The 23,135-nt window shown below is 41.8% G+C and carries 17 protein-coding genes, 1 pseudogene and 2 riboswitches; of the genes and pseudogenes, 4 read left to right on the forward strand and 14 right to left on the reverse strand.

The annotated features are described in order from the left end of the window. Positions 1-49: 49 nt before the first annotated feature. Positions 50-151, reverse strand: a riboswitch (purine riboswitch). A gap of 127 nt (positions 152-278) precedes the next feature. From guaA to AR335_RS21250, 5 genes are all read right to left on the reverse strand, one after another. Further along, positions 279-1,817: a glutamine-hydrolyzing GMP synthase gene (gene guaA / locus AR335_RS21230; protein WP_053356036.1), complete on the reverse strand. Its 1,539-nt coding sequence runs from the start codon at positions 1,815-1,817 to the stop codon at positions 279-281. A 133-nt stretch (positions 1,818-1,950) separates the two neighbouring features. Beyond that, a riboswitch (purine riboswitch) is annotated at positions 1,951-2,052 on the reverse strand. A gap of 41 nt (positions 2,053-2,093) precedes the next feature. Further along, a complete protein-coding gene (locus AR335_RS21235; protein ID WP_062239883.1) occupies positions 2,094-4,283 on the reverse strand; it encodes a DUF4129 domain-containing transglutaminase family protein in 2,190 nt (729 codons plus the stop codon). Beyond that, positions 4,270-5,541, reverse strand: a complete 1,272-nt coding sequence (locus AR335_RS21240) for a DUF58 domain-containing protein (RefSeq protein WP_062239887.1) — start codon at positions 5,539-5,541, stop codon at positions 4,270-4,272. Before AR335_RS21240 ends, AR335_RS21235 begins: the two co-directional genes overlap by 14 nt. Further along, positions 5,538-6,515 carry an AAA family ATPase gene (locus AR335_RS21245; RefSeq protein WP_062239891.1) on the reverse strand — a complete coding sequence of 326 codons (978 nt, stop codon included), beginning with the start codon at positions 6,513-6,515 and terminating at the stop codon, positions 5,538-5,540. Before AR335_RS21245 ends, AR335_RS21240 begins: the two co-directional genes overlap by 4 nt. 211 nt (positions 6,516-6,726) lie before the next feature. Next, complete coding sequence (locus tag AR335_RS21250) at positions 6,727-6,975, reverse strand: phage holin family protein (protein ID WP_062239894.1); 249 nt, start codon at positions 6,973-6,975, stop codon at positions 6,727-6,729. A gap of 1,494 nt (positions 6,976-8,469) precedes the next feature. On the opposite strand from AR335_RS21250, the gene cspC reads away from it, so the two are divergent. After that, entirely contained in the window at positions 8,470-8,670 is a 201-nt protein-coding gene (gene cspC / locus AR335_RS21255; RefSeq protein WP_053356043.1) for a cold shock protein CspC, read from the forward strand. A 427-nt stretch (positions 8,671-9,097) separates the two neighbouring features. Here cspC and AR335_RS25320 read toward each other — a convergent pair whose 3' ends face one another. Both AR335_RS25320 and AR335_RS21265 read right to left on the reverse strand, forming a co-directional pair. Then, positions 9,098-9,223, reverse strand: a complete 126-nt coding sequence (locus tag AR335_RS25320; RefSeq protein ID WP_255357620.1) for a hypothetical protein — start codon at positions 9,221-9,223, stop codon at positions 9,098-9,100. A 910-nt stretch (positions 9,224-10,133) separates the two neighbouring features. Then, positions 10,134-10,850 (reverse strand): hypothetical protein, encoded by a 717-nt coding sequence (locus AR335_RS21265; RefSeq protein WP_062239900.1) that lies wholly within the window; start codon positions 10,848-10,850, stop codon positions 10,134-10,136. 589 nt (positions 10,851-11,439) lie between these two features. On the opposite strand from AR335_RS21265, the gene AR335_RS21270 reads away from it, so the two are divergent. Next, the gene (locus tag AR335_RS21270) at positions 11,440-12,339 is read left to right on the forward strand and encodes a DMT family transporter (protein WP_062239903.1); all 900 of its coding nucleotides are present in this window, start codon (positions 11,440-11,442) and stop codon (positions 12,337-12,339) included. Between the two features lie 275 nt (positions 12,340-12,614). Here the strand turns inward: AR335_RS21270 and AR335_RS21275 are convergent, their stop codons facing one another. Continuing rightward, positions 12,615-13,322, reverse strand: coding sequence for a hypothetical protein (locus tag AR335_RS21275; protein ID WP_062239906.1), 708 nt, complete (start codon positions 13,320-13,322; stop codon positions 12,615-12,617). 347 nt (positions 13,323-13,669) lie between these two features. Here AR335_RS21275 and AR335_RS21280 point away from each other — a divergent pair, with 347 nt between their 5' ends. Next, positions 13,670-14,851 (forward strand): DUF4317 domain-containing protein, encoded by a 1,182-nt coding sequence (locus tag AR335_RS21280; RefSeq protein WP_062239910.1) that lies wholly within the window; start codon positions 13,670-13,672, stop codon positions 14,849-14,851. Between the two features lie 61 nt (positions 14,852-14,912). Here AR335_RS21280 and AR335_RS21285 read toward each other — a convergent pair whose 3' ends face one another. From AR335_RS21285 to AR335_RS25590, 3 genes and pseudogenes are all read right to left on the reverse strand, one after another. Next, a complete protein-coding gene (locus AR335_RS21285) occupies positions 14,913-15,890 on the reverse strand; it encodes an aldo/keto reductase (protein WP_062239918.1) in 978 nt (325 codons plus the stop codon). Between the two features lie 152 nt (positions 15,891-16,042). Next, positions 16,043-16,591, reverse strand: a pseudogene (locus AR335_RS21290) (BBE domain-containing protein); the annotation flags it as partial. Beyond that, the gene (locus AR335_RS25590) at positions 16,588-16,677 is read right to left on the reverse strand and encodes a MerR family DNA-binding transcriptional regulator (protein ID WP_082316274.1); all 90 of its coding nucleotides are present in this window, start codon (positions 16,675-16,677) and stop codon (positions 16,588-16,590) included. The gene AR335_RS25590 and the pseudogene AR335_RS21290, both read right to left, overlap by 4 nt. Before the next feature lie 302 nt (positions 16,678-16,979). On the opposite strand from AR335_RS25590, the gene AR335_RS21295 reads away from it, so the two are divergent. Further along, positions 16,980-17,501 (forward strand): ECF transporter S component, encoded by a 522-nt coding sequence (locus AR335_RS21295; RefSeq protein ID WP_062239921.1) that lies wholly within the window; start codon positions 16,980-16,982, stop codon positions 17,499-17,501. A 703-nt stretch (positions 17,502-18,204) separates the two neighbouring features. On the opposite strand, the gene ppsA is transcribed toward AR335_RS21295, so the two are convergent. The 3 genes from ppsA to AR335_RS21310 form a co-directional block, all read right to left on the reverse strand. Then, the gene (gene ppsA / locus AR335_RS21300) at positions 18,205-20,811 is read right to left on the reverse strand and encodes a phosphoenolpyruvate synthase (protein WP_062239924.1); all 2,607 of its coding nucleotides are present in this window, start codon (positions 20,809-20,811) and stop codon (positions 18,205-18,207) included. A 458-nt stretch (positions 20,812-21,269) separates the two neighbouring features. Further along, positions 21,270-22,382 (reverse strand): MFS transporter, encoded by a 1,113-nt coding sequence (locus AR335_RS21305; RefSeq protein WP_062239927.1) that lies wholly within the window; start codon positions 22,380-22,382, stop codon positions 21,270-21,272. 80 nt (positions 22,383-22,462) lie between these two features. Further along, positions 22,463-22,990, reverse strand: a complete 528-nt coding sequence (locus tag AR335_RS21310) for a TetR/AcrR family transcriptional regulator (protein WP_062239930.1) — start codon at positions 22,988-22,990, stop codon at positions 22,463-22,465. Between the last annotated feature and the right edge of the window lie 145 nt (positions 22,991-23,135).

The raw sequence follows: 23,135 nt of genomic DNA on the forward strand, positions 1-23,135 counted from the left end.
AGGGTATAGAAATCACATGACGGAATCAGTGTATAAACCTGAATTCATATGATATTCCATGTACCTTCGTAGTCAGGCCATTTACGGCAGCCTGGTAGAAACTTTCGGGCCATATCCCCGAATTTATACGAAAAGACGATTGTCTCAGCGCTAAAAGCAATACTGCTTTTAAAATCTGTGACTTTTATACTGTTTACATGGAAATTATACAAATTGCTACAGATTTCGTCAATCTATTTCCGAATATTTTTATTGGAAATTTATAAAACGTTCGTTTATTACTCCCATTCAATCGTTGCAGGCGGCTTGGACGTAATGTCATACACTACACGATTGATATGGTTGACTTCGTTTACAATGCGCGTAGATATTTTCTCCAGCACTTCATACGGAATCCGCGCCCAGTCGGATGTCATTCCGTCGATGGATGTAACCGCACGGATACCGATTGTGTAATCGTACGTTCTCATGTCTCCCATTACCCCTACACTGCGGATATCAGGAAGGACCGTGAAGTATTGCCATACATCCCGTTCAAGTCCTGCTTTACTGATTTCGTCCCGCAGGATGAAGTCAGATTCACGGACAATCTCAAGCTTCTCGTCTGTAATCTCGCCAAGGACACGGATTCCTAGTCCAGGACCCGGGAACGGCTGGCGCCAAACAATCGCATCAGGAATACCAAGCTCTGTACCAACCTTACGAACCTCATCTTTAAAGAGTGTGTTCAAAGGCTCAATCAAGGTAAACTTCATGTCTTCAGGAAGTCCGCCTACATTATGATGGGACTTGATCGTTTGAGCTGTAGCTGTTCCGCTTTCTACGATGTCCGTGTAAAGCGTACCTTGTGCAAGGTAATCCACGCCTTCAAGCTTGCTCGCTTCTTCGTCAAACACGTAGATGAATTCGTTGCCGATAATTTTACGTTTCATTTCAGGGTCAGAAACTCCCTTAAGCTTGCCAAGGAAACGGTCTTTCGCGTCCACTTTAATCACGTTCATGTGGAACCCTTCACTGAAGGTTTTCATAACACTGTCCGCTTCACCTTTGCGAAGAAGTCCATGGTCTACAAAAATACAAGTCAGCTGGTCGCCGATCGCTTTATGGATCAATACCGCAACAACGGAAGAATCGACGCCGCCTGATAGAGCACAAAGCACTCTTTTATCTCCGACTTGCTGGCGGATTTTCTCCAGTTCGTCCTCGATCCAGTTTTCCATCGTCCAGCTGCCTTCACATTCACAGATGGCAAAAATAAAATTCTTTAGCATCTCATTTCCATATTCGCTGTGGCGGACCTCAGGATGGAACTGAACGCCGTACAAGTGGCGGGAGATGTCGCTCATTCCCGCTACCGGACAGGAAATGCTCGTCACGTCGGTTACAAATCCTTGTGGAGGAGCAACAACAAGATCACTATGGCTCATCCATGTCACCTGATGTTTTGGAAGATCTTGATACAGCTTGCTTTCATTTGCAATCGTAATTTCTGCTTTCCCGTATTCACGGTGGTTGGCGCGCTCTACTTTTCCACCGAAGTGATGAGTCATGAGCTGCATACCGTAGCAGATTCCCAGTACAGGGATGCCAAGGTCAAAAATCGCTTCATCCGCTGAAGGCGAATTCGGTGCGTATACGCTGTTCGGTCCTCCAGAGAAGATGATTCCTTTTGGATTCAACTTCTTGATTTCTTCTGCAGTCGTTGTGTGCGGAAGCAGTTCACTGTATACCCCAAGATCACGAATACGCCTTGCGATCAGCTGGTTGTATTGGCCCCCAAAGTCTAGAACGACGATCATTTCACTGGCTAAATTCATTCTGTCACCCCATCTATTGATCTTTCCGTAGTATTTGCCAAATTTACCCTAACATATCCTTTTCATTAACAAAAAACCGGAATCCCAGCTCTGTTTTTTCAGCAAAAAAAACAAAGGCAGAATTCCGGTTGTGCATAAAGAACCCTGCCTTCATAGTCAGGCCATTTACGGCGGCCCGGTAGAGACTCTCGATCCTTATTATCGAGGATATACGAAGGAGAATAATATTGACGGCATTGTATCTTAAGCACATTCTAACAATGGCTTGTCAGACGGTCAACCCCGCAGCTTTTTAATTAAATTTTCCCACAATTTCTTGTTGGTATCTGTCCATTGATCAGCAGTCTTCCTATTGCCGTATTGCAGAGATTCATAAGCAGAAGTCAGCATTCTCATATCCCGAGTATCAAGTGAACGGTCAACATAGACCGCATATTCCCTGAGTGTATAGGAAGGATCCTTTTTCAACCCGTAAAGCTGGGCCAGCCAGAGCAAGCGGTCATACGCATCTGCAAATGTTCCTGTCCCTTTTCGCCTGCGGAATCTCCAGATGTAATACTGACGGAGCCATTTTTTCCGGAACACAAGAGCAAGGAGTGCTGCTGCAAAGATAAGCGGAATCGCGTACAGCAAGGATTTGCCCAGGATGGCTAAACTTCCATCTCCATTTTGTCCCTTGCTCGCCGATTGGTCCTTCTCGTCAGGCTGCACTTCCTGTTTGTTTTTCTTCTTTACAGGAGAAGCAACTGACGCCGCCGCGCTCTTCACTTCCTCTTCAATCTGGCTTGGGTTGGAAAACCCTCTTGTTGGTTCAAAAGGCACCCAGCCGACTCCTGAAAAATAAACCTCCGGCCAGGAGTGGGCATTGGCATTCGTAACTTTATACGTCTTATTCATGTTTTTCGTTTCCTGATACTCTCCGTATGTAAAGCCCTTCACCCAGCGGGCAGGAATGCCGACTGATCGAAGCAGCACGATCATGGATGTTGAAAAGTTATCGCAGTACCCCTTCTTCGCATCAAACAAAAACTTATCCACGTAATCTTCGTTTTTCTTTGGTGCTCTCACATCGACGGTATCGTATCCAAAGTTATTCAGCGAAAAGAAATTCTCTACCGCCTTGGCTTTATCATACGGATTTTCAGCATTCTTTACGATAGATGCCGCCAGTTTTTTGACTCGTAAAGGGAGCTCTTTTGGAAGCTGCAGATAGTATTCGGTCACATACTGCGGATAGGACTGGCTGCTTTCCCGCAATTTTTTCTCATCGTATTGCGGAAGCTCATATTCCATTTGGTATTTCTTTAGTCTCGTTGGATCGCCCCCGCTCATCGTATCAATCTTTCCGGTCAGCGGATCAAGCATAAAATCAACATTTTTTTTGGCTTGAATGGAAGTAATGACGCCTGGTGAAAGGACGAACGGATAGGTTTTCGCCATTTTGATGGTGGCTTTCTCTTTCATCATCTGAGCTCCCCCCGGTTCAATGAGACTGGAGATTGGAGCAGTATACTCCACCGATTGCGGGTTTAGCGCATGAAATTCCGGGGAGAAAGAGTTTTCCCACCCTTTTCCGGTATAGGCGTCCTTCGTTTCGACCCGCCAGTAATGCTTTTCTTTTACGGTCGCGGTAAAAACCTCTTTGTAATCAAATTCGAACGGCCCTCCAAGATGGCTGTCATTCGTGCCATAGCCGATTCGGGCAAACTTGCTGTTGATGCCTGAACCTTCTTCACCTTTATCCGACATGGACGCGATAAAAGGAACCGGGTCCGGCCATTGCGGAGATGCTTTAGGCGCAAGCAAGCCGAGCGTGGAAGACAGGGCGATGACCACGGTGATCGGCACCATCCACATGATGGGAAACCGTCCTTTCATGAGCGAAAACCCTTCGGTCTCCACGATTTTCATAATTCTTAAGATGCCGACAAGAACCAGCCCGATAAACACAGTGCGCACGATCGCCATCTTCGCATCATACGGGGTAAACGTATCAAGGACCGTGATATATAGAACGGTTATAAATAAGAACAAAAAAATTCGTTTCGCCTGAATGAGCCAGTAATGCATGAGATAGCTCACGAGCCAGAGCAGTACAAAGAACAAAAGAGATCTGCTCAGCGAAGACATTTCCGTCCATTCCTGATTCCAGATGAACATCAGATTACTTTCCAGGTCACCGATCAGGTGAGGAACCCATTGGAATGATAGAAAAACATCCGGATAATACAGGGCATGTACGGCATACAGCAGGGCGATTAACTTGATCGGGAATGAGAGCCACACCGGCAGTTTGAAGTACGTAATAATAAACAAAAACGCAGTAAACACAACAAAGACCTGCGTATCCTCAGTGGACGTAATCTGGGTCAGCGGCCTGAGCCACTCCCACAGGAGCATAAACCCGAGAGCATAAAGAACAAGAGAGTAAATTGGGGATGGCCGGTTATCTTTAAATGCTTGCACGGTTTGCACCTGCCTTTAATGCGTCACTGAACCTCGGCCCGTAAATGGAAACCGCAGGAATTAAACTATTGTTTAAACGATGGATGGACGTGAGTTCTTGAGAGTGGAGCCTGTCATTGGCCGACATATAAAAATACACTGCGTTAGCCTGCCGGGCTGTAACCATTTCCAGTGTCCTGATCATTACATCATCCAGCAGCGGCGAGATGATGACAACAGTTCTTCCCTCCAGCCTGCCATCGATAAATTCCTGTTTCAGCCATTCATAAAAAGGCTTTTTTATATCCGGCTGAACGCTCGCAAGTTCATGAAAGATCCGCCATTCGTGGTCGGTTCCGCTGTTCATCAAAAGCTGCCCTTTATTCCGGGAACTGTATAGACCTATTGAGGCCCCTTTTTGCACGGAGTAATGCGTGATGGTGGCCGCAAAGGAAACGGCCTTTTCAAAAAGCCAGTCTTGATTGCCGTAGCTTTCTGCGGATTGATCCAGTACGATGACATAATCGTCATTCCGCTGATGCTCAAAAACTTTTGTCAGCAGTTTGTTGGAACGCGCGCTTGCCTTCCAATGCAGCCAGGATAGCTTATCGCCGGGGGCATAATCCCTCACGCTTACCGTCGACGTATAGTCAGTCAGCGATTTTCTTCCGGCCCGCTGAATCCCGCTCTGAAGATGCTTGTCCATCTCCCAGCGCTCGATCTCCTGATACCTTGGATAGATGAAGACCTTATCAGACAGGTTTATTTTTATCTCTTTTTGCACGAAACCGAACACATCTCCTGTTTTCAGCGCGATGCTCTTCAGCTCATAAACGCCGCGCGGCACAGGCTTGATGCGGTATGTGTAGACAAGATTCTTTTTAAACAACGGAAAAAACAACACCCGGGAATGAATCTGATCTTCTTCCCCCCCGTGCAGCGCTTCTTTATATAAGGGAGCGGGAATCTCATCATGGATGACAAGATAAAAGAGAGGAAAAGGTGTTTTTCGTTTAAGGCGGATGGTCACGGTCAGTTCCTCACCGGCCATGAGTAGATCCTTGCTCAGTTCCCTCGTCATCTGTATTCTATGAAGCGGATAAAAGACCATCGTCACCGTATAGACGGTAAAAGGAAAAACGCTGTAAAACAAAAACCAGCTCACAAACCCACCCTGAAACATGGCGTACGAAAAGGTCAGTCCGAGAAGGAGTACGATGCCGGCAAGGCCAAGCGGGGTTTTATATTTGCTGTTCAGCTTCCACTTTAGCCGTTTCATCTGGCATGCTGCCCTTTCTGGATTGGAACAGGCACACGGTTCAGTAGATCACGGATGACGGTATCCGGCGTCTCTCCTTCAAATCTGGCTTCAGGTTTTAAAAGGATGCGGTGAGTAAGGACGTATGGCGCGAGATATTTTACATCGTCCGGCACCACAAAATCCCTGTCCATCATAAAAGCGTGTGCCTGGGCGGCCTTCATAAGCGCCAGCGATCCCCTCGGACTGGCTCCAAGATAGATGGAACGGTGATTGCGTGTGCGGTTTACAAGGTCAATGATGTATTTTTTTACGGTTTCATCGACATACACGGCTTTCACTTGCTCTTTCATTCCGTTCAGTTCCTCTGTGGTAACGACAGGCTTCAGGTTATCGATCGGATGGTCTTGCACGATCAAGCTTAAGATCGATAATTCTTCATCAGGCGTCGGATAGCCCATATTTAATTTCAGGAGAAAACGGTCAAGCTGAGCTTCAGGCAGGGGATAGGTTCCTTCGTATTCAATCGGATTTTGTGTGGCCATGACAAAGAAGGGATTCGGCAGGATGTGGGTGTGGCCGTCAACGGTGATACTTTTCTCTTCCATGGATTCCAAGAGGGCTGATTGTGTTTTCGGGGAGGTTCGGTTGATTTCATCGGCGAGTATAACATTTCCCATAAGCGGTCCAGCTCGAAATTCAAAGTTCATTTCCTTCTGATTAAAAATGGAAACCCCGGTTATGTCAGAAGGCAAAAGATCGGGAGTAAACTGGATCCGGTTGAACTGGAGTCCCAGCGACTTGGCGATGGCACGAACCATCATGGTCTTCCCGACCCCCGGAACGTCTTCAAGCAAAACATGCCCTCCGGCAAGCAGAGCCACAATGCTTAACTCTGAAACCTGCTTCTTTCCTACCATGACATGTTCTATATTTTTAATAACAGCTTCCAGTTCCGAACGGTAGCTGTCAAACTTAACTTTGTTTATACTCATGCGGTCATCCCCCTTTATAATAGGCGATTCGATGCAACATCTAAGAAAGATATTCCCCCGAATTATGCCAGATAACCCTAATCCCCCAAAAGCAGTCTAGGTTCTATTTCCTATTTTAATTACATTCGCAATCAGCGGCCTTAACTCCTTGTTTTCGACAGAAAATTAAAAAGCCGCCTAGATACGGCGGCCTCGCTTACTTCTATACTCATTACTTGTTGCCGGATGATTCTATGAAATACTTAACCCCCGCTACGGTTCCGATGCCGAGCAGCGCGTATTTCAGTCCCACTAACGTGCTATGCGGAGTGGCTCCTCCTGCTTCCCAGAATGAATACAGCACTCCCAGCACAATGGCCACAATTGGAATATACCGGTTCGAAACCTTCGACGTTTGGCGGATTGCATACAGAACGACAGCAAGCCCCACATATGGCGCAAAGTTATTGATCAAGTCCATCCTTCACCCTCCTTTGATTGAGAAGATTTTATTATATTAATTTATTGCATTTTTCTTTTGAAAAGAACAAAAAAATTCATATCCAGTAAGGAAAGAATACAATTTAAAAAGCCTACCTCCGAAGAGATAGACTTAACTTCCATTCAGATTTTAGAGCATTAGCTGTGACGACGCTTTTTCTTTTTTACTTTTTTGCATTTAAATACAAACTTTGATGATGAACTTGATGATGAACGTTTGCATTTTTGTTTACTTGATCGGTGAGATGAACGTTTACAGTGCTTGCTAAAAGATGACATGTGAGTCACCTCCTATTAAACGATCTGAGAGAAAGAGTAAATCTCTTAATCTCTCAATATACTATGTAAAAATATGGCGAATCGTGAAAGATTAACCGTAAAATGTGCGTTAATCTTGAATGGCTGTTTTAAACCTGCAAATAGCTTATGGGAGACAACTTGTCTAACTTTTTGCAAATGAGCTTGAATTCTATTAAAAAAAAGACAGCTTAAAAATAAGCTGTCTTACCATACATCTATTCTAATCCTGGTGCAGGACCGAGTTTTTTTACCCACTTATTATGATTCATTTTCCCCCAGCAAGGATCACATTCTATCCTCTTCTTGCAGCATTTAGAAGATGAGGATTCTTTTTTATTCTTATGTTGAGAAGAACTTTTTTTACTCTTTTGGTGTGAAGAACTTGAAGATTCTTTTTTACTCTTATGATGTGAAGAACTTGAGGGGTCTTTACTCTCATGATGAGAAGAGCTTGATGATTCTTTCTTGCACTCATGATGAGAAGAGCTCGATGATTCTTTTATGCACTGAGAGGAGCTTGAGGACTCTTTCTTGCACTCATGATGAGAGGAGCTTGAGGATTCACTCATAAACTCATGATGAAAAGAGCTTGAGGACTCTTTTTCGCAGCATGAAGAAGCTTTTTTTAGTATTAATTTTTTACACTTCAAGTGGACAAAGGAACGGGATTTTTTTTTGCAATCATGTGAAGATGTTGAAGACTCCTCACAATTCTTAAAAAACATAAACATAAAACTCCTTAAAGTTAATTTTTTTATTATATATTCTATTTTATGCTTGTATAAAGACATTGCTTGGACTTATTAAATAAAGAACTAAAACATGCTGTTATTGAATTCAATTATCTTTTGAATATTGTATAAATATATTTAGAGCAACAAACTGGGTACTTCAAAGGGTACAGGTAAAGAAGCCCACCTCACGTGTCCATTCAAACTTGATCTTTCCCCAATTTGGTGATAAAAATATTACCCTTTTCTCTGAAGAAGGCAAAGCCACCTTTCCAACCTTAAGATTAAGCATATTTTATTTAAGGTCCAGTGATTTGCAACATCTTCCGATTCCTGTTATGATAGATATAGAATTATTTTTGTTCGGTGTAAACGATAGTTAATCATCACTTTGGGCAGGGATAGTAATATATTGTGTGGTAACGCACTAGGAGGCAACAAATATGGAACATGGTACAGTTAAATGGTTTAATGCAGAAAAAGGTTTTGGATTTATCGAACGTGAAAATGGTGATGATGTATTCGTACATTTCTCTGCCATTCAATCTGATGGCTTCAAGTCTTTAGATGAAGGTCAAAAAGTATCATTTGACGTTGAGCAAGGTGCTCGTGGAGCTCAAGCTGCTAACGTTCAAAAAGCATAAACTTAAATTAGCATATACAAACAGGCTCTATATATAGAGCCTGTTTTTTATTGTTTATATTTATTACTCCATAAAAAAACCCCACTCAACATTCGAGCAGGGACGTGGTACAAGGTATTTGAAAAATGGTTTATCGCTACACAGGTTAATTAACAGTATAACATACTGTTTGAAAATATAAGAATGTATTTGTTGTTTCTTAAAATACAACTTCATACTATTCTTTACCTTCCCCCTTATTATCCAACTAACCCTCCAATTCAGATAACAAGAAAGCATTGCAGTTTACTCACAATAGCTGACAGTCAGAAGTGAAATCACTTAAGTTCAAATTACTTTTCTGCTTATAAATCTCTTTCTCCAATCAGCATGTGGCGAACGTGCAGATTCGTCCCTTGCCGCCAAAGAATTGTTCAGCGCAAACCCATTACAACTCTTTATCGCGGTAACCAGGCAACAGCAGGTAAAATTGTTTGGCAAGGAAGAGCGGCGTATACGGCATGTCGTTTCGAAGCCAGCCTGTCAAGGAAGCCTGAGAAACGCAGATGAACAAGACTACTCCCCCTTTGTATGAAGGATAAAGTTCCGCTTCAGCATCAGTTAGGTCCTTCCATCATCGGAAATCCTGACACAGTTAAGGAGAAGCTGCAGAAATTTTTAGACATGAGCCAAGCCGATGAATCATGGCGATCGCTCAAGTTTATGATCATCAAAAACGCCTGCGTTCCTATGAAATTTTGTCTGATATTACAAAATAACAGCCACAAAAACCCGGAATTCCTTAATTGGGACTCCGGGTTTTTCCATATGAGAAAAGCCCTGGGTCAGCTAAAAATAGCCGGCTCTATACAATATTAATTTACCCCGCTGCCAATACCGCGAGAATAATGAGAGCGATAAGAAGTAAAATCACATTACAAAAGCTTTCGGTAGCTTAGTATCGAAAAAAGAAAAATAATGATATAAGTTCCATATAGGTTGGCTTCTAATTTTGTCGATATCTACTTAGAATTTGTAGATATTTCTCGGGAAATTGTTGAAATTTGAAAAATGGTGAATCCGAATGGTGTTTGTTGATACATAAGTTCTTTACCTGTATCGTCTAGGGGCTTGTCCATATCGGGCAGCGCTATAAGCGCTCCGATGTCAGATTGACCAAAGAACATCAATCGCCATCTTTTAAAAACACATATCCATTCCGTTCTAAGATTTGGCCATACTTCCGAATAGTGGGTTTTGGTTCACCACTTCTTCTGTCCATTTCCTTGGGAGAGAATGCTCGTCTGTTCGTAACTTATATCGCCCTGCGATACGAAACAAAAAAAGAGCCGATCAACCTCTTTCTAAAGCAGCTCATTAAGGATGACTCTTATTTTAGATAAGGTTCTCAACCGCCTCAGTTGCATATCGCTTAAACAAATCTCCAATAAATTTCAATTGAGCCCTCGTTTTCTTGTACCACCTTATTTTAGGAATATGGCGAAAAGCCTCTCCCATTTTCCTTTTGGTTTTTGTACAGCTTCTTCTAAACGTTTATTAAAATCATTTTGTGAACGCCATTCTTGTTTCTGTTCATCCCGCATGTTTTGTATTTCTTTTTGTAAGAATTCACTTTTTTGTTTTTCTTGTTGCAGCAGCGTTTCGTAATGGAGATTTTGCTGTTCAGTTAATTTTTGAATTTTAGCGTTCGTTTTTTGTGCTGAATTTCCAATCGTAGAACTGATAATATGATGATCTTGCTGGAGCCGGGAAACGGTTGTTTTAAGCTGTGACATATCGTTTGTCAATTGGACATTCATTTCACGTGTGGCTGCGAGTTCATTAGCCAAAAACATTAAGATCTCTTTCAATTGTTTGGAATCGCGGGGTAAATTGTCATATGTATCGGGTATCGCAATTTCTGTTTCATCTGTTTCATTGGATCCTTCTACTCTTTCTTTTTGTTGATACACAAGGTCTTTAGCTGTATCGTCCAGGGGCTTGTCCGTATCGCGTAACGCTATAAGCGCTTCGATGTCGGATTGAACAAAGATACGCCGATCGCCATCTTTTAAAAACTCATATCCATTTCGCTCTAAGATTTGGCCATACTTTCGAACAGTGGGTGTTGCAATCGCCACTTCTTCTGCCACTTCCTTGGAAGAGAAAGCTCGTTCATTTGGTTGTATATCATTTCGCATATCGGACCTCCTTTTCTCCTAATTATGGGGTTTTTTGATGGATTCGTATATCGCCCAGTGATACAAAACATACAAAAAAGAGCCTATCCGCCCCTTTCTTGAGGAATTCTATTAAAGATGACGCTTGTTTTTGATCGAGGTTCTCAACCGCCTCAACTTCCATTTTATCAAGCATGCATTTTGTTTAAATAAAAAAGATCTTCAATGAATTTCACTTGGGTCTTTTGTTGGCTTTGGTACATCGTCCGATACATTGGATGTAAATGCCCTAACAGAAGTAATATCTAAAAGACCAGGATAGTCTTTTTTTACTTCAGCTCTTTTTGGAGCAATACATAACAATCAGCATTTTCTACTATAGTAAAACTACAGCTAAACGTTGAAGACAAGCAACTGCTTATCAAAAACGAAACAATCCTTTTAGGAGAAATTAAGCGTGCCATTAATGAAAGGGATACACATGTTCTCCCGCTACAAAAGACGAAACGAAAACTTATGTCTATTTAAACGAGGGCAGAGCATTTAACTTGTTATATTAATTTTTAAAGGCGTATTATTGCTTAGGTACGTATGTCAAGGAGGCACAACGATGAAACAACTTTCGCGAACACATACAGTCTTACTGCTTACATTTCTTGTGATTATGTGGGGTGTCAATTGGCCATTATCCAAGATCGCACTTAGCTATACTCCCCCATTATTATTTGCCGGAATTAGAACGATTTTGGGCGGCCTTATTTTACTTATTTTTGCCCTTCCAAGATATAAAAGGCTTCGATTTAAAGAAACATGGCATTTTTACTTTATTTCAGCTTTTTTTAACATCATCCTTTTTTATGGTCTTCAAACGGTAGGTCTTGGTTATGCACCAGCTGGATTGTTTTCTGCAATTGTATTCATCGAGCCGGTGCTGCTCGGGATTTTCTGTTGGATTTGGCTTGGGGAATCGATGTATAGATTAAAAATGATTGGATTACTCCTTGGCTTCACAGGTGTTGCAATTATAAGTGCAAGCGGATTTACAGGTGGTATTTCAGCTGTTGGTATTATCCTGGCTCTTGGCTCTGCAGTAGGCTGGGGATTGGGCACGGTTTATGTTAAAAAAACAGGTGATCGTGTTGATTCGATCTGGATGGTTACCGTACAGCTTATTATGGGTGGGCTCTTCTTATTAAGTGTAGGCTCCAAATTTGAGAGCTGGTCAAATATCCAGTGGGAAATACCATTTATAGCAAACTTATTATTCATCTCTACCTTTGTCATTGCCTTTGGCTGGCTGGCATTCTTTACACTCGTCGGTTCAGGCGAAGCGAGCAAAGTCGGATCATTCACTTTCCTGATCCCGCTCATCGCCATCCTTTGCAGTTCTTTCTTGTTACATGAAAATATTACCCTGAATTTAGTAGTCGGTCTTTTATTTATCGTTATTAGTATATTGTTTGTAAACATGAAGCTCAAATCCAAGACGGTACCCGACTCGAGTGTTTAAAGGTAAAGACATGTAAAAATACACAATCAGTTTAAAAGAGATGATCTCTGGATTTAACAGAGTTCATCTTTTTTTTTGGATTTTTATAATATTCCTTGTCGTCTTGGCTTTTGACTTTGTCGATATCTACTCAGAATTTGTAGATATTTCTCGGGAAATAGCTAATTTGTGAAAATCGTGAATTCTGAATGGTATTTTTTGATACACAAGGTCTCTAGCAAAATCAATCGCAATCTCATGTTATATCGCCCTGCGATATGAAACCTTTCTGCACCTTATTTTCCGAATATGGAGAAAAGCTTACCCCATTTCCCATTACGTTTTTGTATCGCTTCTTCTAAACGTTTATTAAAATCACTTTGTGAACTCCATTCTCTTTTCTGTTCGTCCCGCATGTTTTGTATTTCTTTTTGTAAGAGTTCACTTTTTTGTTTTTCTTGCTGCAGCAATGTTTTGTAATGGTGTTTTTGTTGTTCAGTTAATTTTTCAATTTTAGCATTAGTCTTTTGCGCTGAATTTCCAATACTAGAACTTATAACATGATGATCTTGCTGGAGTCGGGAAACTGTTGTTTTAAGCTGGGACATATCGTTGGTCAGTTGGACATTCATTTCACGGGTGGCTGCGAGTTCCTTGAATAAAATCATTAAGGCTTCTTTTAGTTGATTGGGGTCGTGGGGTAACTCTTCATATGTATCGGATACAGCAATCTCTGTTTCATTGGATTCTTTTAATCTCTCTTTTTGCAGATCTACTAGATCTTTAGCTGTATCATCCAGGGAGTTGGCCGTATCGCGAAGCGCTATAAGCGCTTGGATGTCAGATTTTACAAAGATACGCCGATCACCATCTTTCAAAAACTCATATCCATTTCGCTCTAAAATTTGTCCATACTTTCGAACAGTGGGGGTTGCAATCCCCACTGCCTCCGCGACTTCCTTGGAGGAGAAAGCTCGTTCATTCGGTTGTATATCACGTCGCATATCGGGCCTCCTTTTCTATTTAATAGTTTATTATGCAGGTTACATTCGCAAGTTATATCGCCCAGTGATACGAAAAACTTTAGCATTTTTATTATGATGAGATATACCTATCTAATTATATCATTTCGTTAAATATGAAGATTTTTTGACAAACTTGCATATCGCCCAGCGATACAAGATACATAAAAGAGCCACTTGTCCACTCCTCTGCAGAAAAACCCCATCACCCTTAACTCGCCTAAGTATAAACAATTTATGTTAAAATAAATGCTGCTTCATACTCAAGGTGGAGAGCCCTTTCTACCTTCAAATTTACAAATCAGGGCAACTTAGGAGTGTATTAAACTATGAACAAAAAAGATATCGCACAGCTGCGAAAACAATTTAAAAAAGAAAATGCTTCACTTAACATCTCCACCATCTTTAATGTGTATATAACGAAAGAATCGAGTGACATTTATCATCACCAGAGCCAGCCTTTTGAAATGCTAGATTCTGAACAACAAGAGCTGTTTCTGAACAATTTTAAAAAATTACTTGCCGGCAACCTGGATGAGAAGCTCTTTGAATTAAAGTTTCAACGTAATGCTGAGAACAGCAGCCAGCTCATCCTCCATCAAGGTTTGCTCAGCAGTGATACCGATGACTGGAAAGAGCGAATGCTCCAAATGGTAGGCAAAATGCTGCAGGATCGGCTATATGAGATGGATATCGTGATTACCTTCATTAAAGGAGAATACTTCAAACCGACGAAACGCCGTGGTGCCGATTCTGAGGAAAATGGACACGATGCCGTTTACTCTCATCCCTTTATTCTTTGCAGTATTAACAATACGCAAGACCCTAAAAAGGAACTGCTGTTTGACTATGTGGAAAAAGAGTTCAAATACAACTTTGTGCTTGATCCTATCATCAACCTGAATGCACCAATCGCCGGATTCCTGTTTCCTTGCTTTACTGATAATGCAGCCGATGTCAATCACATCCTGTATTCGACAGGGAAAGTCCATGAGCCTGATTATTCATTCATAGAGCAAGTGTTAAACGCTGAAGAAATGATGACAGCAAAGGATGATAAAGCCGTTTTTGAAGAAATTATTAAAAACGTAACCAGTGATCAATTAAATACATCCACTCTCTCCAATGTTTATGAAGAAATTCACCGAATGATTGAAGAAAATGAAGAGGAAGAACAACCAAAATTGGACACCAAGGACGTGGAACGGGTGCTCAAGATGAGCGGCCTTGAAAACATCAACACGGAAAAGGTAGAGTTAGCCTTCAAAAATGTGATCGATGATGACAAGTACGAGATCAAAGCTAGCAGCGTCGTTCCGAAGTATAATTCAAAATCCATTAAAATCAACACAAAAGTAGCTAACATCTCCATCAGCCCACAGGACCTGCGATACGTCAAACAAGTCCATCTCAGCGGCAAACGCTACCTCATGATTGAAGTGGAAGAAGACACCGTCATCGAAGGCTTTACGATGATTCCAGAGGCTTTTGCGGAGAAAGTGGAAAATTAATAGAAAAAAGCTTCTCCTTTTTAACCTGGGAGAAGCTTTTTATTATGTGTACGTTTCTCGTTTAATCAATCGGCATTGGGGCATCTGGAGACACAAGATTCTGTTCTTTTAACTCCTTCCAGAAGGCAGAAGGAATCTCTTCCTTGGAGGCAGCTACATCCTCTTTCACATGTTCCACCCGAGTAGAGCCGGGAATGACAGCAGCTACTGCGGGATGGGCCATGGAGAATTGAAGTGCGGCAGCTTTAATACTCACCTGATGCTTTTCAGCAATCTGTTTGATCTGGTTCGCTTTTGAAGCAATTTCATTGGGAACATCTCCATAATCGAAATGATTTCCTCCAACCAATACTCCCGAATTGAACGGAGCGCCGACAACAATGTTTACATTTTTCTCCGCAGCTCTTGGCATTAACTTAAGCAACGCATGCTCATGGTTCAATAGCGTATAATGGGTCGCTTGCAGGCTGATGTCCGGGCGTGTTTCTTCCAGTTCAATGGCAAGTTCGATTGGTTCTGTCCGATTGACTCCCAGACCCCATGATTTAATCACTCCTTCGTCACGAAGGCGGGACAGCACACGGAACGCTCCTTTTCGTGCAATATCAAACTGTGTTACCCATTCGTCACCGAGAAAATCGGGCGAAACATCGTGCACATATACAAAGTCCAGACGATCCGTTTTTAACCGCTCCAAGCTTTGCTCGACCGATCGCAGGGTCGCATCTTCACTGTAATCCGTGGTTATTTTATTTTTGCGGCCATGCTCAAACATCCCTTCCTTTTCCTCTGTTTCATCTTCAATCACCCTGCCCACTTTCGTTGATAAGAAATAGTCATCGCGATTGTATTTGGATAAAACTTCCCCCAGACGCAGTTCCGCTAATCCCGCTCCGTAAAACGGGGCCGTATCAAAATAACGGATTCCGAGATCCCAGGCGGTTTCAATCGTTTTCCGCGCTTCTTCCTCCGGAACCTCCCTGAACATATTTCCAAGCGGCGCCGTACCCAGACCCAATTTTCCTTTAATCAAGCTCATAGATATTGCCTCCTATCCGGCGATTAGTCTTTTTTTCACTGTTTATTTCCATTCCTTTTCTCTTTGCACTTAAAACACAGGATTCCGCAAGAAAAAACCGCCAAACAAATAGTTGCGGCTTTGAATCTGTTTTATTATCAAGCTGACACTGGCTAACAAAATGGTGGTATGCTCTGTGGAAAATGAAAGAAATTCTCGGGATCATATTTGGTCTTTACTTTTCGAAGCCTTTCAAAGTTTGAGCCCCAATAGGCTTTCCAAAGTTTCTAATATTTTCGTCTGGAACATTGACATAGGAACCTTCTACATAGGGTTTCATCATCAGACGGACTCTTTCAACAGATGCAAGATTCCTGGCTTCTTCTGATTTATTTACCCAACTAGAAGTCCATTCCGTATAAAACAATGGGCAGCGCCAGTAAAAGGCCGTTTTATGTTTAGGTACTCTGCTTAGCGCACCACCCCAATTGATAAAAAAGAAATTGGCTTCTGTTCCGGTGGCTTCTTCCAAAAACCGTCTCATGATTTTAATCGGTTGATCCGGCCAAAGGTGAAGTCCCCACGCGGACGAGGGATTTAACACTCTGATCGGATCGGCCAGGAATGGGTTCGTCCGGATCCAGGAAATCGATCGCATCTGGATAGTATAATGTTTCTATTACGCTTTGAGTTGGGGTACCTGCATTGGTTAGCGGTTCTAATACCGATAGTTGTTCTCTTCTCCCCTGGCTGAGGAAATATACCCTTCCTGTTTCCAGTAACGCAGTGTGGAATTCGCTACGCCTATTCTCCCGGCAACTTAACGATTTGCCGGAATGACCTCAATCTGGAAAGCAAAAAAGCCACCATCAAGAGAACACCCGCCCGCTCAAGCATTAAAGGCAGCAGCTGTAACAGCTTAACTCCCTCCTTCTGGAAAACCCTAAATATACTATCTTTAGTACTTGTTCATGTTATCAGGCTTAACGGTTATTGCATTTTACTATTTTCTTAAGCGTGAGAGGTGGCTATAATAGATGAATGGGAGATTTCACACCATAACGAATAAAAAAGCTGCTAGGCTGAAATATAAATGAAAGAGGTAATTATGTGAATACAACATCATCATCGATAGCATCCTCAAAAACAAGAGCATTAGTCATCAATGCCCTTTTCATCGGATTAACTTTTGTGGCAACGTACATTAACTTCAAACTTCCGATCATGGGTAACGGAGGATTAATTCATCTGGGTAACGTTCCTCTATTTGTAGCGGCATTTGTTTTCGGCAGAAAAACAGGTGCCATTGCAGGCGCAATCGGAATGGGTTTATTTGACCTCCTCTCCCCGTGGACGGTGTGGGCACCGTTTACCTTCGTTATCGCAGGAGCAATGGGATATGCAGCCGGCCTCATATCCGAAAAAGTACCCGGCAACAAAATGCTGGTTAACACCCTGGCCGTCGTCGCCGCCCTTGTAATCAAGATTATTGGATACTACTTTGCAGAAGTAATCCTTTATCATAACTGGGTTCAGCCTTTTGGGTCTATTCCGGGGAACTTCTTGCAGGTTGTTGTGGCTGGTATTATTGTCGTGCCGCTTGTTGCGCGCATTAAGAAAAGAATTATATAGATTGAGTATCCCGGAAGCTTTCTGGGAAAAAGCAACGAATGAATGAAAAAGCTTCTCATCCCTTTTCAACCGGATGAGAAGCTTTCTTATATTCACGTTTAATCGATTGGCAGAGGGGCATGTGACTTTTCGTGGGGGCTTAACATGGTTTCAGGCTTCATCCTGAAAGTAGAATTACAATTTAAATCCTGCTTTTCCAATCATCATAGAAATCCTTAATGGTTGAATGTATGGCATGTAAAACAACTAAAATTAAGTACAGCATCATAACTGTAGCAATTTCCCCTGTAAAAATTGCAAGAATAGCAATAGCAAATATCCAAAAAAACATAGATTTGTTCATTTAAAATAACCTCTTTCTTCTCCCTCTTTCTTCTCCCTCTTTCACATCCAAATTTTAGCATGAAACTAGAATTAATCCAGTAATTAACAGCATAATGTTATTCTTACCCTCGCTTTTTTCTGAACGGACCGATAGGAATCGGCACACTTCTAACCGCGTTATTGATCGAAATTATTTTAGCAGTCTTCCTCCCCTTTGCTAACCAAATGTATCAGCTAAGAAAGCAGGTTTGCCCAATCTAACTGGTTCTCATTTGGACTTGAAAAAGTAAAAAAAGAGCTGCCAGAAGGTCAATTTATTCTGACTTTCTGGACAGCCTCTTTTAGCATTTGTGTGTGTATCCAGTGGGACTTCAAACCATCACAATATTTCTATATACCCTTCTGTTCCATGCACGCGAATTCGCTGCCCGTCTCTTATCCGTTCGGTAGCATTTTCCACCCCGACAACTGCTGGTAAGCCATATTCACGTGCGATAACGGCTCCATGTGTCATCAGTCCGCCAACCTCGGTAACCAGACCTTTTATAGATACAAACAATGGTGTCCAGCTGGGATCAGTAAAGGAAGTGACCAATATATCTCCATCTTCCAGATCAGCATCTTCCATGTTTAAGATGACACGCGCCCGCCCTTCTATCACTCCAGAAGAAACAGGCAGGCCTGCAATCGCTTCGGCTGGGATATTTTCTCGTTTGTACTCACCCGCAATAATTTCACCATCAGACGTGATCACCCTTGGTGGAGTTAGTTTTTCATATAATTTGTACTCGTCTTTTCGTTTGCTGATGATCTCGTCATCCAGTTTATTTGTGCGGACGGCTTCGCGAAGTTCTTCAAATGTAAGATAGTAGATATCTTCTTTTTCGTGAATCACATTGGCTTGGACGAGTTGTTCGGCTTCTTTCAGCAATGCCTGTTTATAAACAAAGTAGCGGTTGACCATGCCGTATTTGGGATATTCACGATAACCGATGAAGTTCCGGAGGATTCGAATCTTTTGTTTCGTCTCTTCTGCTTTTTGTTGGCCATCCGGCAATTGCATCAACCGATCCAATAACTCTTGCTCCTTTTTTAAAGCTTCCTGCCGCCCTTGCTCAAATCTTTGATGACTGGCATTCGGTTCAAAGTTTTTGATGTTACTGAGAATCAAGGGGACAAGTGTTGTTGGTTTCTCGCTCCAACGGCTTCTCGTAATATCGATCTCTCCGGCACATCTCATTCCGTATTTGTTGAGATAATGATGGATGGCGTCCCGGGTTTGTTGTCCTCCTTCAAACTGGACGAGTTCATCCAAAAAGTGGTCCTCTTTTACCTGCTGCAGATACTCAACGACTTCTGGATAATTACGAATTACATCGGCGACATCCATTAATGCCAAACCCATTTCCGAAGTAATATTGTTTGGTACAGATTGAGATAGCGTGTCGGCTGCGTTCTTTTCACCTAACCACTTGTTCATGTTTTCATTGATCCATGCTGAAGCATCGAAAGCAGCCATAAATACAGCTGAACTTTGTGGATTAAATAAGATCTTCCTTAGTTCCTGGATATCTTCCAAAATAAAATCCATTAAATCCGATCCCGATTTGGCTTGGATGTTATTTTTTAACTCTTCGATCGATGCTTGGCTTTTCTGGATCAACTCCGTAACGATGGTCGGATCGTTTTCGTTTGGTGCTGGAACATCCGCAGGTTCACCATGTTTTCTTTGCCCTCGTGCATTTTCGTCATCTGATACCGATTTTATAAAATTTTCTCGCTCGATGACGGTCATTAGTGCATCCTTCATCAACGGATCGTGCTGGCCCATGGCCTGTAGCAGACCTTTCCGACTGCCAGGTGAAGCCAAGTGTTTTGTCGCATCAACAAATAATCTTCCTCCAGCTCTTCGCATCGGGGCTGGAGTGACTAACAGGAAAAACGACAATCCCAATGGTTTGATGGCATCGGTCATCATTTGCTGGTGGCCGACAGAGATATAGACGTGATTTTCATGATCATCCGCTTCTGGGATAGGGTATAGCGTCGTAATCGGCCGGCTTTGAACGATGTAGAATGTATCATCAACCAAACACCATTCGATATCTTGCGGGCTGCCAAAATAAGCCTCGATCTGTCTTCCCATGCGTTCCAGCTGCAGGATTTGCAGTTCAGTAAGTGTTTGAATCTTTTGCTGATCAGGATCGATCCGCTGAGTCTCCGTTCCGCCTTCTTTTCGTCCATAGATGGCCAATTTTTTGGCTGCTATCCTCTTATCGACGATTTCCCCATCCAGTACCTTATAACAATCGGGAGAGACTAAGCCCGAGACCAGTGCTTCTCCAAGCCCAAAACTGGCATCGATGGAAAGCAGCTTTCGGTTAGAGGTCATCGGATCAGCGGTAAATAGAACCCCTGAAGCTTTAGGGAAAACCATCCTTTGAACGATAACGGATAGATAAACTTGTCTGTGGTCAAATCCATTCTGCATACGGTAGATTACCGCCCGATCTGTAAATAGAGAAGCCCAGCATTTGCTGATATGCTGCAGGATTGCTTCTTTTCCGATGATATTTAAATAGGTGTCTTGTTGGCCAGCAAAAGAGGCATATGGCAGATCTTCGGCGGTCGCACTGGAACGCACGGCATAAGCATGTTCATAGCCAAACTGAGAGAGAGAATCAGCAACGGCATTCACAACATCGGAAGGAATTTCTGCTTCCATAATGATTTGTCGAATCTGTTTGCTGATTTCACCAATTTGATCCCGATCCTCTGCTTTTAGCCTTGTCAGTTCATCCAGCAAAGAATGGAACGTGTTGTTTTGTTCAATGGCTTTTTGGTACCCTTCTGTTGTCACACAAAATCCTTCGGGTACATGTATTCCTTGAATTTTTGATAATTCCCCTAAATTCAAACCTTTTCCGCCAACGAGCGAAAGCGGTGTTTTATCCATTTCCTGAAAACCCAGAACCAAAGGACTCATACTTGATCTCCCCTAACCATTGAATTTGGTTTCTTGGATATACTTATCCCTCTCAACAAAACAAATTAAAATTCTATTGTATTTTAGCAGTAGTAAATAACAATAAATAGTCTATTTTTACCATTTTTTATATGCTATAATTAACTTAGGGAGAGTTAGCAAAAATATTACCCTTCGAACCCTCCGCAGGGATTTTTCATTTCAAGATTTATAAGTCTTGATCATCAAATTTCAAAAAAAGACAGAAGACTACCTCCCTTGTTGTGGAGGACACATCCCTTCCAGTCATGGAACTAACGGATCTGTCTGTAAATCTGTCGGTCGACGGCATCTCCCTTTCAAAAGATGAACAGAAGCAGTTCATTGCCTTTGTTAGAGCAAAGCGGCAATTGGAAAATAAGACAACATAAAAACCACCTCCTTAAATTAGGAAGTGGTTTTTTGCAATTCATATCGTGTTAATTCTTCCTTTCAACTGGAATTATTAAGCCAGTAAGACAGACGAGAGAATATATCATAAAGACAAATGAGTAAGAACTCATACTAATCAATTGACCTGCAGCAGCAGAGCCAACCGATTGTCCAACACCTAACGCTAGAAATGCTAAGCTAACTCCAACATGTGGTACTAATTTAAATATGCGGGTGGCCCAAACAATCAACAGGCCAGTAACAAAGATATAGGAAATACCAAACAAAAAACCAGATGAGTATACACTGTATATCGATGGAATGGTAATACTAATAATGGATATGGACATCACTAAGAGAGCCAACCTGTAAGTTAAGGTTAATCCCGCCCTATTCATTACCCCACCAGATAAACCCCCGATCGCCCCAGTCACACCCATTACTACCCAAAAAATCACACCTGCATAATCACTCATGTTGAATTCAACTTTTAAAAAGCTTCTGGAAAATGTCCAATAGATAGACGAACCAAAACCCGCTATGAACGATGAAAGTAATAAAAACTTAGCTTTATTGAAGGTAGAAATACTTATTAGATTTTCATTTTGTAATTCAGATTTCTGATAGGGAATTCTTAATGAATTCCATACAAGTACAACTAAAGAAATCACTGCAAATAAAATAAAAGCGAATCTCCAATGATCAGTGAAAAGGATCGCTATCGGTCCGGATAGTATAAGACCAAAACTAGTACCCGTATTGATCCACGTATTTCCCCGGTCCTTGTCTTCCTCGTTCAAAGATGTGGATGCGACTTGGCTGTATGCAGGGGATGCCCACCCGCTGCCTAATCCTGCTATAAATGTACTCAGTGAAAGGGAAAAGAAATTCTGGGATAATCCTATTCCTAATAGGCCCATTACTGCACTTAGACCAGAAAGTTGAATGACTTTTAGCTGGCCAAACCTTTTTATAAAGTACGATGATGTTAACAAAGCTAAGGTATAAGCTATATAGGCGGTTGAGCCTACAATACCGGCATTACTTTCTGAAAGATTTATGGATTGCGTGATATTCGGTAAAAATAAGCCAAAGCTAAACCGCGCAAATGCATAAGTTACACCAATCATAGCAATACCAGGCAAGACGATTCTCCACATTTTCCTCTCTCCTTTATTTTGATAGAACGATCATTATATTTTGTTGAGAATAAAATAAGTAAGGAAAGATTAATCTTAGCTTACTCATGAAATAATTTTTCAACTGTATCCATTAAATCCTTAGAAACCTCCCCCGGTTCCAATACTTCAGACAGAGCGGTAGCTCCTTCAAACAGCATGGCTAGACGTGTAGCCTGATTACTATCAAGACCACCGTCCTGAAAAAATGAAATTAAGTTCCTCTTGTGCGCAATAACCGTGTCACTAATTTCTTTATTCATAGAAGCGTATTCTTCCTTCGCCCGCAGCATCATGCATCCATTGGATCCATTCTTGAGGATCCAGTCCATATGAGCTTCGGCTAATGATAACGCTTTGTTGATAGGCTTACTTTCTTTTAAGCTTGGTTCTAAAAAAGAAAAATACCTGTCCTCTCGCCTTTTTAACACTTCAAGTATTAAATCTTCCTTCGAATCAAAATGATTGTACATCGTCATTAAAGCAACCTCTGATTCAGAGATAATTCGTTTCATTCCTATGGCGTGAAAACCATTTTCATAAAACAACCTCTCAGCGTTTTCTAATAAACTCTCTCTTTTTTTGCTCAACTAAAACCACCTCCATAGGTAGAATGGTCATTCTACTTTAACACAAAAAAGAAGCTTCCCACAAGTTTGTTTAACTTATGAGAAACTTCTTTGATCTTTCTCAAAACCTCATATATCAAGGCTTTCAGGGGCGTCTTTACATCAT

The sequence above is a fragment of the Fictibacillus sp. FJAT-27399 genome, from assembly GCF_001510655.1.
Taxonomy (GTDB): Bacteria; Bacillota; Bacilli; order Bacillales; family Fictibacillaceae; genus Fictibacillus_C; species Fictibacillus_C marinisediminis.